The following is a 16,459-nucleotide window of genomic DNA, read 5'->3' as shown; positions in this document are numbered from 1 at the left end:
AGAGCGCTCAGGGATCAACGCCGGACGGGTTGTCAATCACGTACCGCCACCGCCCGTCCGGCCCACGCCGGGCCACATCGGTCGCGGACCCCTCCATATGCACCGGCGCCCCGTCGGGCCCGGTGCCCGAGATCACGTAGTCGCCGATGAGCAGAGCGACGTCGTCGTGGACGTACGTGTGCCGCAGGGTGAGAGCGATAGGCACCCCGAGCGCCAGAAACTCCGCGTTCGCGGCCCGCCGCTGGTCGTCGACGACAACCCGCCCCGGCGCGGCGACGAACACCGCCCCGGGCGCGAACAGCGCGTCCACCGCGTCGAGTTCCCCGGAGTTGAACGCCTTCTCGAACACCCCGGGCAGATCCGCGGGCTCGGTGGGCGGCTCGTACAGCACATCCGTCATGGCACGCTCAACCCGTCTGGATCTTGGCGTGGCCCGACTCGGGCTGCCGGGGCAGCCGGTCCAGGGTGATGCCGAAGTGCTCGCGGTAGGCGGCCAGCACGGCCTCGTCGTCGGCCAGTTCCACGGTCGTACGACCGTCCGCGCCGGCCACGGTCAGCTGGTTGCCCTTGAGCGTGATCCGGCCGCCGTCCTCGGTCGGCAGGGAGCAGAACAGGTCCTGCAAGAAGGGTGATTCGGGCGCCGTACGCCACCACCACAGGGTCGGCGCGAAGTCGGCGATGCGCACCGTGCGGTCGCCGAGCCGGTACAGCGGCCGCCCGTTCAGCAGCACCTCATGGCCGCCGAACTCATCGTCGGGACGCACCTCGTAGGTGCCGTGCGGGTCGCTCTGCGGCTCGGTGACGTCGAAGCGCAGGGGGTGGCGGCTGTTGCGGCCGAAGCCCGCGTCGACCAGCCAGTCGAAGCCCTCCAGCCGCACCCGCAGCGCCAGATGGCCGAGGAACGGGCCGGGCCCCTCGGGCCGGTAGACCTGGCCCGGCAGGATCTCCACCTCGTAGCCGAGGCTGCGCAGCAGCAGCCCGAGCGCCGGGTTGACCTCGTAGCAGCCGCCGCCGCGCCGCCGGTAGACGATCTTGTCGACGGCCCGCTCGTCCATGTGGATGTCGGTGTCGAGGTGGTAGTCGAGGTTCTCGAACGGCACGGTCAGACAGTGCCGTTCCTGGATCCGCCGCAGCGCCTCGAGGTCGGGCTTCTCGGGGCGGTCGGCGCCGATGCGGTCGAGGTAGGCGGCCACCTGGGCGTCGGTGAGCACGTCGGTCACGTCAGTTCTCCTGTGTCAGAGGGTGAGGAGTGCCAGCCCCATCGCCATGCCGCCGCCGAAGCCGGCCAGCAGCACCCGGTCACCGGGCCGGACCTCGCCCCGGCGGGCGGCGTCGTCGAGGGTGACCGGGATGGAGGCCGAGCCGGTGTTGCCGTAGTGCTCGACGGTGGTGCGCATGCGATCGGCGGGGATGCCGACGCGCTCGGCGAGGTCGTCGAGCATGCGGCCGTTGGCCTGGTGCGGGATGAAGTGGTCGAGGTCGCCCGGGGCGACCCCGTGGTCGTCGAGGAACTCCCGGATGGCCGGCGCCACCTTCTCCGCGACGAACTCGCGGACGGCGCGGCCGTTCATGGTGAAGTAGTGCAGCCCGTCGCGCAGGGTCTCGGCGGAGGCGGGCAGTCGGCTGCCCCCGGCGGGCACCTGGATCAGATCCCGGTCGGCGCTGAACCCGGCGAGGCGCGCGCTGAGCGGGCGGACCCCGGCGGACGGGCCGAGGACGACCGCGCCGGCCCCGTCGCCGAACAGGATCGTGGTGCGCCGGTCGCTCGGGTCGAGGATGCGGGAGTAGATGTCGGCGCCGACGACCAGGGCGTAGCCGCCGGTGTCGCGGAGCATGCGCTCCGCGGTGGTCAGGGCGAAGACGAACCCGCTGCACACCGCGTTCACGTCGAAGGCGGCGGTGCCCGAGCCGGCGCCGACACCGTCGGCGACCGCGGCGGCCGTGGGCGGCTGCGGGGAGTCCGGGCTGGAGGTGGCCACGACGACCAGGGACAGCTCGGCGCCGCGGACCCCGGCGTCCTCCAGCGCGGCCCGGCCCGCCGCGGCCGCCAGGTCGGAGGTGGCCTCGTCGGGCTTGGCCCAGCGGCGGGCGCGGATGCCGGTGCGGCCGCGGATCCAGGCGTCGTCGACGCCCGCCGGGCCGCCGACCTCGTCGTTGGTGACGATCTGGGAGGGCAGACAGGAGCCGGTGCCCAGGATGCCGACGGGGAGGGCGGTGCGGGCGTCGTGCTGAGTGGGGTGAGTTCCGGTGGTGATCACTGAAATCCCTTTCGGCAGCACCCTGGAAAAGGGGCGGAACGGGCCGCGCTGCCCATCGTGGAGCGCGGGGTGCGGGCGGGGCCATTTCGGGCCCCTGGCCCTGTCAGATGGCGGGCAATGTGTCAGGTCACGACGGCTGAGAACGGGTCAGGTCACGCATCGGTCGCGGCCGCCAGGCCACGTCCGACGATCCCGGCCGCCCGTACGATCCGCCGCGCCTGGAACTCGACGGCGGCGATGTTGTCCTCGTGGACGTTGCCGGGGCGGTTGCGGGTGACGCTGGAGGTGCCGTACGGGTTGCCGTTCTCCTCGCGGAAGAGCACCGGGTCGGTGGAGCCGTTGGCGACGACGAACGAACCCCAGTGGCAGACGGCGTTGTACAGCGACAGCAGGGCGGTCTCCTGGCCCCCGTGCGGGGCCGAGCCGGAGGTGAAGGCGGAGACCACCTTGTCGGCGAGCAGACCGGGGATGGACACGGGCGCGGTGGCGTCCAGGAAGACGGAGACGGGCGCGGCCGGCAGGCCGAAGCGGACCGGGGTGCCGATCAGGATGCCGTCGGCCCACACCAGGTCGTCGTTGGTCGCGACGGGCACGTCCCGCACGGCGTCACGCTGGGCGGCGACGGCGTCCTCGGTGCCGGGCACCACGGTGTCGGTGGGCAGCTCGGCGATCGGCCGCAACCGCACCTCGGCGCCCGCCTTCTCGGCGGCTTCGGCGGCGGCCTCGGCGAGCCGGTGCACATTGCCGGTGGACGAGTAGTAGACGACGGTGATCTTGGGGGTGGTCATGGGGAAGGGCTCCTCAGAACAGGGGTTCACTCGGTGACCGGCCGCAGCAGGCCGACCGCCTTCTCCGCCAGCGCTACGGCGGCGTCCGCGTCCGGGGCCGTGACGCGGACGTGGGCGAGGCGGGCGTAGGAGCTGTGCAGGCCGGTCAGTTCGGTGCCGTCGGGCTGCAACTGGCGGACGTCGCGCACCCCTTCGAGGGCCGCGGCCTCCTCCAGGCCGTCGATGCGCACGAGCCGTCCGCGCAGGTCGGGGGCGAGGTAGGCGATGGCGGCGGCGCCGTCGTAGACCGGCTCGGTACGGCGTACGGCGAGACCCGGGTCGGCGGCCACGGACAGCCCGGCGGCCTGCCGGGCCCACAGCTCGTAGATGTCGACGCCGGAGATGTCCCGCACCAGGTGCAGGATCTCGTCGCCGCCGATGCGCAGATGCGTCTCCACGGTGACGGGCCCCTCGGGGCCGACGATGACCTCGGTGTGGGTGGGGCCGGACTCGACGCCCAGCACATCGAGGACGGTGCGCACATGCGCGACGATCCGGCGCTCGGTGTCCGCGTCGAGCCGGGCCGGCATCACATGCCCGGTCTCGACCTTGGTCGCCTCGTCCTTGAACTTCTCCGTCACCGCGAGGACATGGTGGACGCCGTCCGCGGTGACCGCCTCGACGCTGTACTCCGGGCCCGCCACGAACGCCTCCGCGAGCGGCGGCGACGGGTCGAGCCGGGGCACCCGCGCCCCGGTGGCGGCCAGCGCGGCGGGCAGGTCGGCGGGCGTCGCGGCCACCGCGACCCCGACACTGGCCCGCCCGGACGTCGGCTTCAGCACCACCGGCCCGCCCACCCCCTCCTGGAACGCGGTCAGCTCGGCGAGGTCGGCGCTCTGCAGATGCGGTACGTCCTCCACGCCGGCCGCGCGCAGCCGGCGCCGCATGCGCAGCTTGTCCTGGGTGAGCCGGACCGTGCGCAGCCGGTGGCAGGGCACGCGCAGGCGTTCCGCGATCGCGGCGGCCCGGTCCTGGTCGATCTCGGAGAACGCGGCGACCCGGTCCACCGGCCACTCCTGGTGCAGCCGGCGCGCGGCGGCCAGCCAGCCCTCGGTGGGGGTGTCGTCGCCCAGCACGATCACCGCCCGGTTGTCGGGCAGCCCGCCGACCAGGGGCAGCGCGGAGGCCCGGCAGATCACCGAGGTGCGGATGTCCGGATCGAGGTCGCGCAGCATGACGTGCAGATTCGAACCACCGCTGACGATGAGGATGTTGGGCATGTCAGGCCGTCCTTCCGGCAGTTTCCGGCTCGGTCTCGGGCTCGGTGACGTCGGCCGCCGCAGCCGCCTCCCGCGCCTTGATCTCCGTACGCCCCACCGTCGCCGCCACCCCGACACCCGCCACCGCCGAGGCGACCGCGAACAGCGGCCAGCCCCAGCTGTTCGGCAGGATCAGCGCGGTGATCAGCCAGGGGCCGACGATGCCCTGCAGGGCGGTGCCCAGCTGGAAGGTGGACAGGTACTGGGTGAGCCGGTCGGGGCGGGCCAGTTCGTACGAGATGGCCCAGGCGCCGCCCGACTGCCACAGCTCGGCGGCGGTCAGCAGCACCACGGCGAGCACCGCGCACCCGATGCCCAGCCAGACCGCGTCGGTGGCGCCCATCGCCCAGCAGGCCAGCGCGAACCCGCCGAGTGAGAACCCGGCCCACGCCATCGAGGCGACCGCCCCGCGCAGGGTGTCGGACGGTCTGGCGAAGCGGGCCTGGAACAGCACCGCCATCACCGTGTTGAGCACGTACAGCGGCCCGTACAGCGACAGCGGCACCTCGGTGTGCTGGGAGATCCACAGCGGCAGCGCCAGCGGCAGCAGGGTCAGGTGCATGGCCAGCAGGCCGTTGAGACCGGCCGTGGCCAGGTAGCGCAGGTCGGCGACGAGGGTGGGCCGGCGGTCCTTGGCGGGCGCGGCGACGGTGGCGAGCCGGGTCACCCCGGCCCGCTTCAGCATCACCGCGGAGACGAAGAAGAACACCGCGTTGCCCGCGATCAGCACCTGGAAGCCGTAGTCGCTGCCCTGCTGGATGGCGGCGGTGGCGACCAGCGCGCCCAGGCCGAAGCCGACGTTGCGCACCGCCCGCACCTTGGCGAGCGTGTCGCCGCGCTCCTCGTCGCCGACCGCGCTGCCCACCACGGCCTGGCTGACCGGCGGCACCGCCGCGTCCGCGAGACCGATGCAGCAGGCGACCACGGCGAAGGTGGCGAAGTCACCGACGAAGCAGTACGCGACGTTGCCGAGGCCGCGCCACACCTGGATGGCGACATAGACGCGGCCCGCGCGGACCCGGTCGGCGAGCATGCCGACCGGGACGGTGCCGAGGAACCCGACCAGCCCGGCCAGCGACAGTCCGAGACCGACCTGCCCGTTGCTCAGGCCGACGACCTTGGTGAAGTACAGGGCGGAACCGGCGTAGAACATGCCGGTGCCGAGCGCGTTGACGAGGGCGATCAGGGCCAGTTTGCGGCCGATCGCGCTGCGCGGCACGAGGGTGCTGTCCAGCAGCCGGGACAGGGCGCCTCCCGAGGAAGACATGCTGCCGCTCCGTCTCAGTAGTGCAGAACGCCCGCGGTGCGGGTGTTCTTGTAGGCGGTGACGCCGATGACCGGGCTCTCGAAGGCCGGCACGGCTCGGGCGTAGGCGCCGGCGTAGCCGCCGGGCGTGTAGAACAGGCCCCAGGCGGCCTGCCAGTCCTCGGTGCGGCCCGTCTCCGGGTTCACCAGCGGCTCGGTACGGGGGATGACGCGGCGCTGCACGATCGCCCCGTCGGCGGCGCCCGCGGTGACCGCCTTCGCCCACTCGTCCTCGGGCGTGGTCCAGCCGGCGATGACACCGACGCCGCCGTAGAAGGCGTTCGGCTTGAGGATCAGCTCCTCGCGGTGCTCACGGCAGTACGCCATGAGGTCGGCGTCGGCGTCCTTCAGGGACCGCGTCCACGGCAGCACCCGGTCGATCAGCTCACGCTCCGCCGGGGTGAAGGCGTCCCGGTGGCGCGGGTCGGACAGCAGGGCGAGGCACGCCTTGTTGGCGAAGAGGTTGCTCTCCATCGGGGTGAACAGCACGACGCTGCCCTCCTCGTGGGCGCGGAACACCGGCTCGACGAGCTCGGCGCCCTGCGGGTCGCCCATGATCTCCTCGACGGTGAAGCAGCGCAGGATCACGTCGACGGGCCGCTCGCCCAGGTGCGGCTTGCCCCCGGGGAAGGTCAGGTCACCGATCTCGGCGACCTGGAAGTCGAGGCCGCAGCCGCGCATCACATCGCGGAAGGTGTTCCAGTGACTGGCGTAGTTGGCGAGCCCGCCCGGTCCCTCCAGCAGCGCGACCACGGGCTCACGCCCGTCCGCGACAGCCGTGCCGGCCTCGGCGAGCGCACGGGCCACGACCTGCCCGGTGTGGGTGAAGCCCAGCCCGTGCTGCTCGGCGAACCGGGCGAACGGCTCCGCCTCCAGCAGCGCGCGCGGGATCTCCCCGGCCCGGTCGGCGCCGCCGACCTCGCTGGCGATGCCGATCTCCAGCAGCTTGAAGGACGTGCCGTCGTGGTACATGTCGGCGCGGCCGTAGCGGGGCGGGGTCGTGCCGCCGAGGCGGGTGATCAGCTTCTTGCGGCCCTCGTCGATGGAGAGGGCGGCGCAGTACGCGTCGAGGTCTCCGTCGAAGAGCCGCTCGGGCAGTGAGGTGATCACGTCGAACAGGGCGAGGACGTCATCGGCGAACGCCTCGATCTCCCGCCGCTCCACGAACAGCGGCCGGGGCAGATAGGAGCCGGTCCAGTTGGCCAGCTTGGGGTCCTTCTCGACCTCCGCCATGATCGAGGGCAGCGGGCTGCCCTCGGTGAGGCTCTCCTTGTTGTAGAGCTCGGTGATGCGGTCGATGCTGCGGTCCACCACAGGGACCACCTTCCCTTCGGAGTCTTCTCGTTGATGGACCGTCAGCCGAGGACGTGCATCCGGGTGAGGTTGGGCACGAAGTACTGGGCGCTCAGGAACAGGCCGCCGACACCGGGGCCGTACAGCGTGAACTGCCGCTTGTAGTAGACGGGGACGACCGGCGCGTGCTCGGCCATCAGCCGGCGGTCCAGCTCGGCGTACCGCTCGGCGACGGCCGCGCGGTCGGGTTCCTGCGCCAGCCGGGCGATCTCGGCGGTGATCTCCGGGTCGTCGAAGTACGACAGGTTCATGTTGCCGCTGCGGGTGAGCCGGTCCCCGCGGAAGAGCACGTCGAAGACCCCCGACGCGTCCGGGAAGTCGGGCCCCCACACGCCGTAGATGAGATCGCAGTCGTTGTCCGCCTCGCCCATCAGGCTGTAGAAGGCGGCCTTGTCGACCGGCCGCAGCTCGATCTCGAAACCGGCCGCCTCCAGCGCCGCCTTGACCGCCGGCGCCACGGGCGCGTTGGGCACGGTGTCCGGGTAGGCGAAGACCAGCGGCCGCAGCTCCTTCCCCGCGATCAGCTCCTTCGCCTTCGCCGGATCCCCGTGCTCACCCGACGGATACACGTCCTCGGCGCGGTACCCGGGCACCATGGGAGCGAGGATCGTCCCGGCCCGCTCGGCCCCGGCGCTCCCGCCCGCGAGCCGCACACAAGTCCCCTTGTCGAAGGCGTAGTTCAGCGCCCGCCGCACATCGACATCGGTCACCCGCCGGGTGTTGACGTACACGTACTGGAGATAGGCGGACGGCCCGGCGACGACCCGCGCCATCAACTCCTCGTCGGCCTGCACCTCCTCGACCCGCTCCTCGGCGACGTCGAAGGTGGCGACGGCGTACCGGTCCGCCCCGATCGGCGCCAGCAGCCGCTCGGTCTGCCGGTCGCGCGGCACCCCGAACTCCCACAGCACCTCGTCCGGGTACTGGTGCCGGATCGGGTCGCTCGCCGGGTCCCAGTGCGGGTTGCGCTCCAGCAGGTAGTGGCTGCCGGGCGCGAACTCCTTCATCCGGTACGGCCCCGTCGACAGCCACGACGTCTCGTACCCGGCGCCGGTGTCCCGGTCGCGCGGCACGGGCGTGGTGGTCGTGGTGGTGGCGAAGAAGGGGAAGCCCGGGGTCGGCTCGGGCAGCTCGAAGACGATGGTCCGCGCGTCGGGCGTACTGACCCCCGGCGCGTACGGCCCCTCCGCCTCGGGCCCCTTGTACGTCCGCTGCGGGTCGAGGGCCTGCTGGATGAACTGCGGCCCGTACACCCCGTTCGGCCCGAAGGACCGGGCGATGGCATGCGCGATGTCGTACGACGTGATCGGCGTACCGTCCTCGAACTTCAGCCCCTCCCGCAGGGTGTAGGCCCAGGTACGCCCACCGTCGACGGACCGCCCGGTGTCGGTGGCGAGATCCCCGACGAGCCGCCGGGGCCCGCCGTCGTAGCTCTCGATGTACCCGGTGAGCGTCCGGTGGAACAGCCCGGTGGCAACGCCGAGGGTGGTCCCGATGTACATCTGGGTGGGATCGACGTGCTCGGGCGGGGCATCGGCGAGAAGGGTGACACGTCCGCCGGGCTGGGCGCCGGGAACAGAGGGTGCGGGGGTAGGGACAAGCCCCTGCTGATCGATCTCGAAGGACATGGGGGGACTCCAACGGTTCGGAATGAAACAAACGGCAACTGGTCCGGCCTACAGGGGCGCGGGGAACTGCGCGACCAGCCCAGACGGCGCAGCAGACGCACGACGGCGAAGAGTGGCCGCCACATCCGCTTCATGAATCACCGCGGACAGGTCCAGCCCCAACTGGGCCATGACTTCCGCGTGATCCCCACCCTCGGTGGGCCACCGATGCCCGGCGTTGACCCCCCGCACCTCGCAATGCGGCAGCAGAAGCGCAAGCGCCTCCGCGACACCCCCCTCGGCCCGATGCTCCTCGACCACGACGAAGCTGCCGTGCCGATCCGCGAGCTCCATCGCCGCCAACTGGAGCCGGTGATGGTCGAGATACGTGACGTGCGCATGGGCCAGCTCCGGCCGAGAGGCCACCGCCTCCAGGGCCAGCCGAGCCCCCTCCTCACCGACCGACACCAGACAGACCCCGTCGGAGTCGCCGGGCCGTGCCCAGTTCACCAACGGCAACTCGGCCCCGGCCCGCGGCAGACTCTCGTACACCGCGTTCCGCCCGGTACGTACGTAATGCGGCCGCCCGGAGACCGCAGCCGCCCGCACCACGTCCCGCATGTCCCGCTCCCCGAACGGCGCCGCAACGGTCACCCCAGGGATCGCCCGCAGCAGAGCCAGGTCCTCCAGGCAGTGATGCGTCGTCCCGAACCACGCCCCGGAGACTCCCGCGTACGGCGCGACGACAGTCACCCCGGCCGCCAGATACCCCAGCGTCAGCTTCAGACTCTCCGCCGCCCGCAGCGCGGCGAACGGCGCGAAGGTCGACACGAACGGCTTGTAGCCGGCGGCGGCCAGCCCGGCCGCCATGTCGAGCATGGCTCCCTCCGCGATGCCCAGGTTGAAGAAGCGGTCCGGGAACGCCTGCTGGAAGGGATGGTTCTTGCCGCCGAGGTCGGCCTCCAGGCACACGATCCGCTCGTCCTCGGCGGCGAGCGCGGTGAGTTCGGCGCGGTAGGCGTCGCGCCCCGACAGGGTCATGTGATCATTCGCTTCCACTTGGCGGCGCGCTGGGCGTCGATGGTCACGTAGTGGGAGGCGGCCTTGCCCTCGACGGGCGGCAGGCCCTTGCCCTTGACGGTGTCGGCGATCACGGCCAGCGGCCGGTCCGCGTCGGAGCGGTCCTCGTCGAACAGGGCGCGCAGCGCGGACAGGTTGTGGCCGTCGACGGTGGCGATGTTGAAGCCGAAGCCGACGAACCGTTCGGCGAGCAGCGGCATCGGGGAGATGTCGGCGACCATGCCGTCGTTCTGGCCGCCGTTGCGGTCCACGACGAGGACGAAGTTGCCGAGCTTCTGCGCGGCGGCGACCTGGCAGGTCTCCCAGACCAGGCCCTCCTGCAACTCCCCGTCACCGGCGACGGCGATGCCGAGGCCGGGCCGGCCGCCGAGCTTGCGGGCGAGCGCCCAGCCGGCCGCGTACGGTACGCCGTGGCCGAGGCTGCCGGTCGGGAAGAGCACACCGGGCACCTTGGCGCTGGGGTGGCCGGTGTAGGGGTGGCCGGGCATGCCGTAGTGCGGGGCGGGGTTCTCCGCGAGCACTCCGCTGACGTGCAGCGCCGCGTACAGACCGGCCGCCGCGTGGCCCTTGCTGAGGACGACCTCGGTGCCGTCGCCGCGACCCGCCCGGTGCAGGGCGGCGATCAGGATGTCCAGCACGGACAGCGAGCCGCCGAGGTGGCAGCCGCGCGGGCTCGCCGCCATGTCGACGACGAGCCGCCGCGCGGCGACCGCCCGCTCGGCGAGCAGGGCGTCCGTGTCGAGGACGACGTCGGGTGCGATCGTCATGTCCGGCCTCCTTCCGTCACCGGCAGCGCGAACCAGCGCGCCACCGCGTCCGCCAGCACCCCGCGCGCGGTACGCACGTCCGTGGCGTCGATCCGTTCGGCGTCGGTGTGGTCGAGCGCCGAGTCGCCCGGCCCGTACGCGACCATCGGGACGTCCCGCCAGGTGGTGGCGAGGGTGTTCATGTCGGAGGTGCCCTTCTTCACCACGTGCCGGGGCCGGATCCCGGCCTGAGCGAAGGCCCGGCCGAACACCTTGGCGAGCGGCCCGGTACGGCTGCCCGCGTGGCCCGGCGTGGCCCGCAGCACCTCGATGTGCACCCCGTCGCCGGCCTGGCCGAGGGCGAGCTTGCGCAGCAGGTCGAGGTCGGCGTGCGGCGGCACCCGGAAGTTGAGGATGCCGACGGCCTGGTGGTGCTCCCGGCCGGTGCGGCAGCTGATGTCGATGACGGCGCTGAGCGCGTCGGAGGCTTCCCGGCGGACCACGTCCCGGATGTCCTCCAGGGCCCGCACCAGCGCGTCCGGCGCGCTGACCGCGTCCATGCCGGCCGAGTGGCCGCTGGCCACGTGGACCGTGACGCGCAGCTTGAACAGCCCGAAGTAGCCGAGCGTCAGGGTGCCCGAGCCGCTGGGCTCGCCGATGACGACCGCGTCGGCCGGGTAGTGGTCGCGGGCGTGGAAGGCGCCCTTGGAGGAGGAGATCTCCTCCTCGACCGCGCCGACGACCCGCAGCTGCCCGTCCTCGGGGATGTCGGCGTCGGCCAGCACCTGGAGGAAGTTGACCAGGCAGCCCTTGGCGTCGACGCTGCCGCGGCCCCACAGCTCCTCGCCCTGCCACTCGACGGGCCAGCGGTGCGGCACGGTGTCGAGGTGGCCGAGGAGGAGCAGTCGGCGCCGGGTGCCGGTGCCCCGGGTCGCGACCAGGTTGCCGGCCTCGTCGATGGTCGCGTCGATGCCGTGCTCGGCGCACCAGTCCCGCAGCAGCGCGGCGAGTTCGTGCTCGTCGCCGGAGACGGAGGGCACGCCGACGGCCCGGCTGAGCAGGGTGAGATCGGTGTCGGGTGCCTGGGTGCGCCAGAAGCGGGTCCAGCCGGACGGGTCGGCCAGGGTGTGCGGCCCGGTGATCGCCACGTCGGCGGAGCCGTCCAGGGCGAGTTCGGCGGCGCGCACCTTCTGCCGCATCCGGCCGCCCGCGTATCCGCCGGCCTCGCCCGGGTGGGCGTGGCGCAGCGTGGACGTCGGGTCGGACGGGTCGGTGAGCAGGCCGGGAGTGCCGGTGACCAGGCGCAGATGGTCGGCGTCCAGGGCGTTGGCCAGGGCGGCGGCCAGCATGTCGGCGTCGACGTTGAGCGGGCTTGTCCCCTCCGGGTCGCGCACCGGCGGGCAGAGCGCCACGACGTCGTAGGCGTCGAGGAGGATGTGCAGCCGGGCGGTGTCGACATCGGTGACGACGCCCGCGCGGTGGTCACGGACCACCCTGGCCCGGCCTTCCGGGGTGACCGTCTTCAGGGGGCGGTTGGCGCGGCCGTCGACCAGTCCGCCGCGCGCGGCGACGGAGGTGAAGGCGCTCAGGCCGGCCTGGCGCAGGCCCGCCTCGACGTCCCGCAGGGTGACCCGCTCGTAGGCGTCGACGATGTGGGCCATCTCCTGCGGGGGGCAGTAGCGCACCGTGTCCCCGTTGGGCAGCCGCAGCTCGGGCATGGGCCGGCCGATCGCCTCGTAGTGGCGGGCGATGCCGGTGGCGCCGCCCGCGACCAGCAGGACGCGGGCGCCGCGGGCGACCAGGGCGGCGATCTCGTCGTAGAGGGTGCCGCGGTCGAGGGTGGCGCTGCCCGCCTTGACCACGTACAGCGGCCTCATGGCGCCACCGCCGTCCTGGGCAGACCGGTGCCCTCGTCAAGGCCGACCAGCATGTTCATCGCCTGGATGGCCTGCCCGGCGGCGCCCTTGACCAGGTTGTCGATGGCGGCGACGGACACGCACTCGCCGTCGCGCACGGACACCGCGACCTCGGCGATGTTGGAGCCGACGACGGCCTTCAGCATCGGGAAGTCGTGCGGGGCGCGCGGCGCCGGGCGGACCCGGACGAAGGGCTTGCCGACGTACGCCTTGGCGTAGGCGCGCTTGACGTCGAGGGGGTCCACGTCCGGCAGCAGCTGGGTGTAGGCGGTGACCAGGATGCCGCGCGGCACGTCCAGGCTGTGCGTGGAGAACTGCAGGTCCAGGGTGGCGCCGGTGAACTCGGCGAGGGCCTGGTTGAGTTCGGGTGCGTGCCGGTGGCCGTGCAGCTTGTGGACGCGGAAGTTGCCGGAGCGTTCGGCCGGGGGTTCGCCGCCGGTGCGGCCGCCGCCGGTGGAGCCGGTCTTGGCGTCGACGATGACGCGGGGGCCGACCAGGTTCCCGGCGAGCAGCGGGTAGAGGGCGTAGATCGTGGCGACGGCCATGCAGCCGGGCAGGCTGATGAACCGGCCCTGCGGGACGACGGACGTCAGCTCCGGCACGAAGTACGCGAAGTCCTCCAGCGGGGGGTGCGCGGCCGTCTTCGGATAGTGCGCGGCGATGTCCTGCGGGTCGCGCAGCCGGAAGTCCCCGGCGAGGTTCAGCACCCGCTTGGCGCGCTCGGCGAGCAGCGGCAGCCGCTCGGGCAGCGCCCCGGTGGGCAGGCAGCTGAACGCGACGTCCACCTCGGGCATCTCGTCCAGCGGCTGGAACTTCCGCTTCTGCATGCGCGGGCAGTTGCGCAGCCACGGGTGGACCGAGCCGATGGACTGGCCGGCGTTGCGCTCGGCGGACAGGAAGACGATCTCGACGTGGGGGTGGTCCTGGAGGAGCCGGATGACCTCGCCGCCGGTGTAGCCGCTGGCGCCGACGACGGCGACCCGGACCACGGGCTCGACGGCCCGGCGTATGGTGTCAGCCAAGGCGGGCCGCCTTCTCGTAGGGGCGGCGGTAGTCGCCGTCCGTGACCAGCTTGCGGATCGCGTCGGGGCGGGCGGCCACCTTGCGGAAGGCGTCGGCGTAGCGCAGCGCCCGCTCGTACTCGACGGGGGCGCGCAGCTCGCGGCAGAGCACCAGCGTGGACTCCAGCATGCCGACGGTGACGGGGAAGTCCTGCGGCCGGTGGTCGCGCACGGCGGCCGGGTTCAGCGTGAACGGGTAGCCGCCGCCGAAGCCGCCGCGGTGCTGGAACGGCAGGTGGCAGGGGATGGGCGTGTTCTGCCACTCCCGTGCCGGGACACCCTCGGCGACCAGCAGTTCGTGCACGGCCTCCTTGACCGCCCACACCGGCAGGTCCTCCAGGCCGACCCGCTCGGGGCGCAGCGTGATCCGGTACATGTTGTAGGCGTGGACGTGGCTCTCGGGCACGTACGGCGGCGCGAACAGGCCGCTCTCGTCCAGTGCCCTGCCGAGCAGCTCGGCGTTGCGGGCGCGGATCCTGTCGTAGTACGGCAGCCGCGCCAGCTGGCCGGCGCCGAACGCGGCGGCGATCCACGACATCTCGTAGTCGATGCCGTTGCCACGGACGTAGTCGGCGGCCCGGCGGTACGACTCCTCCTCGCGGAAGAAGGCGATGCCGCCCTCGCCGCCCAGCGGGAAGTTCTTGTCGGCCATCAGGCTCTGCCCGGCCGCGTCGCCGAAGGAGCCGGCCACCTGGCCGTCGATGCTCGCGGAGTGCGCGTGCGAGGCGTCCTCGACCAGGGCGATGCCGTGCCGGTCGGCGAGCGCGCGCAGCGCGGGCACGTCGGCGGGCAGGCCGTGCACGTGCACCGGCATGATCGCGCGGGTGCGTTCGGTGACCGCGGCGGCCGCGGCGGCCGGGTCCATGCAGTAGGTGCGCGGGTCGATGTCGACGAACACCGGGATCGCGTGCGCGGCGACGACGGCCTGCGCGGTGGCGATGAAGGTGAACGCGGGCACGATCACCTCGTCGCCCGGTCGCACCCCCGCGCCGACCAGAGCGAGATGCAGGCTGGAGGTGCCGCTCGCGGTGGGCAGCGCGAAGTTCGCGCCCACGTACTTGCGGTACGACTCGGCGAAGTCGGCGACGACCTTCTCGGGCGTCTGCCGCTGCGCCAGCATCAGCGTGAACACGTCCTCCTTGGTGATGACCGGGAAGACGGTCCTGCGCAGTTCCTTCGGGATGATCTGGCCACCGCCGAGGGCGGCGAGCTCGTCGGTCAGCTCCGCCGGATCGGGCAGCGGCAGCGGGCTCTTGGGGAAGTCGGTGATCACTGGGCAGCTCCGGTGGAAGCCAGGGGACGGACCGCCTGGGTGAGGGCCATACGGACACAGGCCGCGACGAGAGGGCTGAGCCGGTAGTTGAACTGGACGCCGGGCACCAGGTCGGCGGCGTCCTCCTGCTGGGTCCACATGGTCCGCAGGTCGTGCGCGCCGAAGATCTTCAGCCGCTCGGCGCGGGAGCGGATCGCCGGGTCGTCGCTGAGGACCGCGGCGGCCGGGCCGAAGCCCAGCGGGGTGAGGTCGACGACCAGCGCGGGCGCGGTCGAGGCGGCGGCCAGCTCCGTCAGCCGGTGCGCGTTCTCGGCGTCCAGGGCGATGTCGTCGAACGCGGGCACGGTGCCCTCGGGCGCGTCGTCACTCACCCGGACGCCGAGCCAGGCGAGGAACGCGGTGTCCTTGGCGTCCAGACCCGGCCGGTGCACGGTGTCGCCGTGCCCGATGCCCTGGCCGGCCAGCGCGGAGTGCACGGCCGCGCTGCGGCTGTTGACCAGCACGGCCTCGGCACGACCGGTCCGCTTGGTCAGCAGCCGCTCCAGGCCCGGCAGTTCGCGGTCGTTCTTCTCGATGCTCATGACCACACCCGAGGTCATGACCCGGGTGAGCACGGTCGCCGTGTCGAAGAGTTCCATGGGGTCTTCCGGTTCTCCTTGTGTGGGGATTCAGCCGACGGCCGCGGTGCGGACGGCCGTCTGTGCCGCGTACTGGGCGAGCAGTCCGGCCACGTCGACCCCGTGCCGCGCGGACGACTTGGCGAACTCCGGGTTCGCGTTGACCTCCAGCACCAGCAGCTCGCCGGTGGCGCGGTTCTCGACCAGGTCGACTCCGTAGAAGCCCTCACCGAGGGCGTCCACGACCTGCGCGCACCGCTTCTCGATCTCGGCGGTGATCTCCACGCGCCGTACCTCGGCGCCCAGATGGGTGTTGGTGCGCCAGTCGGCCGAGACCCGCTCGATCGCCACCACCGGGGTGCGTCCCACGACGACGACCCGCAGGTCGTGGCCGGGCTTGTCGACGTACTCCTGCACCAGCACCGGGAACAGCCGCCCGGCCGCGTCGGCGGACTCACGCCCGCCGATCCACGCCTCGGTGCCCGCCGGGTCCGTGAGCAGGGACACCCCGCGCCCCCACGAGCCGCTGACCGGCTTGACCACGACCGGGTGGCCGAGCCCGGCCACCGTCTCGCGGACCTGGTCGTAGCCGTGGGCGTGCACGGTGACCGGGTGCGGGATGCCGTACCGGGCGAAGAGCAGGGCCTGCAGGCCCTTGTCGTTGCAGATCTCGATCGCGGACGCCCGGTTGAGGGTGGTGACGCCCATGACCGTCAGACGCTGGGCGGTGCCGTGCGCCTCCCGGTGGGACAGGTTGCGGATCAGGCCGAGGGCCGGCGGGGCGCCCTGCCCCGCCAGCACCTGCGACAGGTCCTTCGGCAGCACGGTCCGCACCCGCACGTCCTGCGCGCGCAACGCGTTCAGCAGCAGCTTCTCGTCCGGCCGCAGCATGGTGACCGACAGCAGGACCTCGGGCTCGGACGTCACTCGCCCCAGTCCTCCTCGACCTCGGGCGCGAGCTCGACGCGGACGGCGTCGCCGGCCTTCTCGACGATCTCGTGCTCCTGCCCGCAGGCACCGCACTCGGTGATCTCGCCCTTCTCCCAGTCCGCGTCGATCTCGAACTCGGTGTCGCAGACCAGGCAGAGGGGGGTCTCGACGGCAGTGGCCATGGTGTACCTCTCTTGTTCGTTTCCCTGACGGTTTCTCTGGGTGGT

16 protein-coding genes are annotated in these 16,459 nt (G+C 72.6%); all 16 read right to left on the bottom strand.

What is annotated here, in order from left to right:
• Positions 1-7: 7 nt before the first annotated feature.
• The 16 genes from ACH5AC_RS06105 to ACH5AC_RS06030 all read right to left on the bottom strand — a co-directional run bounded on the left by ACH5AC_RS06105 (position 8) and on the right by ACH5AC_RS06030 (position 16,414).
• Entirely contained in the window at positions 8-400 is a 393-nt protein-coding gene (locus ACH5AC_RS06105) for a YybH family protein (protein ID WP_398860452.1), read from the bottom strand.
• Between the two features lie 7 nt (positions 401-407).
• Positions 408-1,220, bottom strand: a complete 813-nt coding sequence (locus ACH5AC_RS06100) for an arylamine N-acetyltransferase (RefSeq protein ID WP_398860451.1) — start codon at positions 1,218-1,220, stop codon at positions 408-410.
• Positions 1,221-1,235: 15 nt separating this feature from the next.
• Positions 1,236-2,258 (bottom strand): 3-oxoacyl-ACP synthase III family protein, encoded by a 1,023-nt coding sequence (locus ACH5AC_RS06095; RefSeq protein ID WP_398860450.1) that lies wholly within the window; start codon positions 2,256-2,258, stop codon positions 1,236-1,238.
• A gap of 152 nt (positions 2,259-2,410) precedes the next feature.
• A complete protein-coding gene (locus ACH5AC_RS06090) occupies positions 2,411-3,046 on the bottom strand; it encodes a flavodoxin family protein (RefSeq protein ID WP_398860449.1) in 636 nt (211 codons plus the stop codon).
• Positions 3,047-3,072: 26 nt separating this feature from the next.
• Positions 3,073-4,305, bottom strand: coding sequence for an ATP-grasp domain-containing protein (locus tag ACH5AC_RS06085; protein ID WP_398860448.1), 1,233 nt, complete (start codon positions 4,303-4,305; stop codon positions 3,073-3,075).
• A 1-nt stretch (position 4,306) separates the two neighbouring features.
• The gene (locus ACH5AC_RS06080; protein ID WP_398860447.1) at positions 4,307-5,611 is read right to left on the bottom strand and encodes an MFS transporter; all 1,305 of its coding nucleotides are present in this window, start codon (positions 5,609-5,611) and stop codon (positions 4,307-4,309) included.
• A 14-nt stretch (positions 5,612-5,625) separates the two neighbouring features.
• A complete protein-coding gene (locus ACH5AC_RS06075) occupies positions 5,626-6,960 on the bottom strand; it encodes a hypothetical protein (protein ID WP_398860446.1) in 1,335 nt (444 codons plus the stop codon).
• Between the two features lie 44 nt (positions 6,961-7,004).
• A complete protein-coding gene (locus ACH5AC_RS06070; RefSeq protein ID WP_398860445.1) occupies positions 7,005-8,630 on the bottom strand; it encodes an ABC transporter substrate-binding protein in 1,626 nt (541 codons plus the stop codon).
• A 48-nt stretch (positions 8,631-8,678) separates the two neighbouring features.
• Positions 8,679-9,650 carry a transketolase family protein gene (locus ACH5AC_RS06065; protein ID WP_398860444.1) on the bottom strand — a complete coding sequence of 324 codons (972 nt, stop codon included), beginning with the start codon at positions 9,648-9,650 and terminating at the stop codon, positions 8,679-8,681.
• Complete coding sequence (locus ACH5AC_RS06060) at positions 9,647-10,456, bottom strand: 1-deoxy-D-xylulose-5-phosphate synthase N-terminal domain-containing protein (RefSeq protein ID WP_398860443.1); 810 nt, start codon at positions 10,454-10,456, stop codon at positions 9,647-9,649. The genes ACH5AC_RS06065 and ACH5AC_RS06060 overlap by 4 nt, the downstream gene beginning before the upstream one ends.
• On the bottom strand, positions 10,453-12,312 hold the full coding sequence (locus tag ACH5AC_RS06055; RefSeq protein ID WP_398860442.1) for a M20/M25/M40 family metallo-hydrolase: 1,860 nt from the start codon (positions 12,310-12,312) through the stop codon (positions 10,453-10,455). Before ACH5AC_RS06055 ends, ACH5AC_RS06060 begins: the two co-directional genes overlap by 4 nt.
• Positions 12,309-13,373, bottom strand: a complete 1,065-nt coding sequence (gene argC / locus ACH5AC_RS06050; RefSeq protein ID WP_398860441.1) for an N-acetyl-gamma-glutamyl-phosphate reductase — start codon at positions 13,371-13,373, stop codon at positions 12,309-12,311. The genes ACH5AC_RS06055 and argC overlap by 4 nt, the downstream gene beginning before the upstream one ends.
• Entirely contained in the window at positions 13,366-14,685 is a 1,320-nt protein-coding gene (locus tag ACH5AC_RS06045; RefSeq protein WP_398860440.1) for a DegT/DnrJ/EryC1/StrS family aminotransferase, read from the bottom strand. The genes argC and ACH5AC_RS06045 overlap by 8 nt, the downstream gene beginning before the upstream one ends.
• On the bottom strand, positions 14,682-15,323 hold the full coding sequence (locus ACH5AC_RS06040; RefSeq protein WP_398860439.1) for a degT/DnrJ/EryC1/StrS aminotransferase: 642 nt from the start codon (positions 15,321-15,323) through the stop codon (positions 14,682-14,684). The genes ACH5AC_RS06045 and ACH5AC_RS06040 overlap by 4 nt, the downstream gene beginning before the upstream one ends.
• Before the next feature lie 30 nt (positions 15,324-15,353).
• A complete protein-coding gene (locus ACH5AC_RS06035; protein ID WP_398860437.1) occupies positions 15,354-16,229 on the bottom strand; it encodes a RimK family alpha-L-glutamate ligase in 876 nt (291 codons plus the stop codon).
• Positions 16,226-16,414: a lysine biosynthesis protein LysW gene (locus tag ACH5AC_RS06030; protein ID WP_398860436.1), complete on the bottom strand. Its 189-nt coding sequence runs from the start codon at positions 16,412-16,414 to the stop codon at positions 16,226-16,228. The genes ACH5AC_RS06035 and ACH5AC_RS06030 overlap by 4 nt, the downstream gene beginning before the upstream one ends.
• Positions 16,415-16,459: the final 45 nt, after the last annotated feature.

This window comes from Streptomyces sp. NPDC018693, assembly GCF_044391385.1.
Lineage (GTDB): Bacteria > Actinomycetota > Actinomycetes > Streptomycetales > Streptomycetaceae > Streptomyces.
The sequence above is the reverse complement of the archived record's forward strand: the minus strand, read 5'-3'. Positions and strand labels throughout refer to the sequence as shown.

Bases quoted from the DNA above. Each gene is read 5' to 3' on its own strand.
- ACH5AC_RS06105 (WP_398860452.1), bottom strand. From the start codon at position 400: ATGACGGATGTGCTGTACGAGCCGCCCACCGAGCCCGCGGATCTGCCC.
- ACH5AC_RS06090 (WP_398860449.1), bottom strand. From the start codon at position 3,046: ATGACCACCCCCAAGATCACCGTCGTCTACTACTCGTCCACCGGCAAT.
- ACH5AC_RS06085 (WP_398860448.1), bottom strand. From the start codon at position 4,305: ATGCCCAACATCCTCATCGTCAGCGGTGGTTCGAATCTGCACGTCATG.
- ACH5AC_RS06080 (WP_398860447.1), bottom strand. From the start codon at position 5,611: ATGTCTTCCTCGGGAGGCGCCCTGTCCCGGCTGCTGGACAGCACCCTC.
- ACH5AC_RS06070 (WP_398860445.1), bottom strand. From the start codon at position 8,630: ATGTCCTTCGAGATCGATCAGCAGGGGCTTGTCCCTACCCCCGCACCC.
- ACH5AC_RS06065 (WP_398860444.1), bottom strand. From the start codon at position 9,650: ATGACCCTGTCGGGGCGCGACGCCTACCGCGCCGAACTCACCGCGCTC.
- ACH5AC_RS06060 (WP_398860443.1), bottom strand. From the start codon at position 10,456: ATGACGATCGCACCCGACGTCGTCCTCGACACGGACGCCCTGCTCGCC.
- ACH5AC_RS06055 (WP_398860442.1), bottom strand. From the start codon at position 12,312: ATGAGGCCGCTGTACGTGGTCAAGGCGGGCAGCGCCACCCTCGACCGC.
- ACH5AC_RS06040 (WP_398860439.1), bottom strand. From the start codon at position 15,323: ATGGAACTCTTCGACACGGCGACCGTGCTCACCCGGGTCATGACCTCG.
- ACH5AC_RS06030 (WP_398860436.1), bottom strand. From the start codon at position 16,414: ATGGCCACTGCCGTCGAGACCCCCCTCTGCCTGGTCTGCGACACCGAG.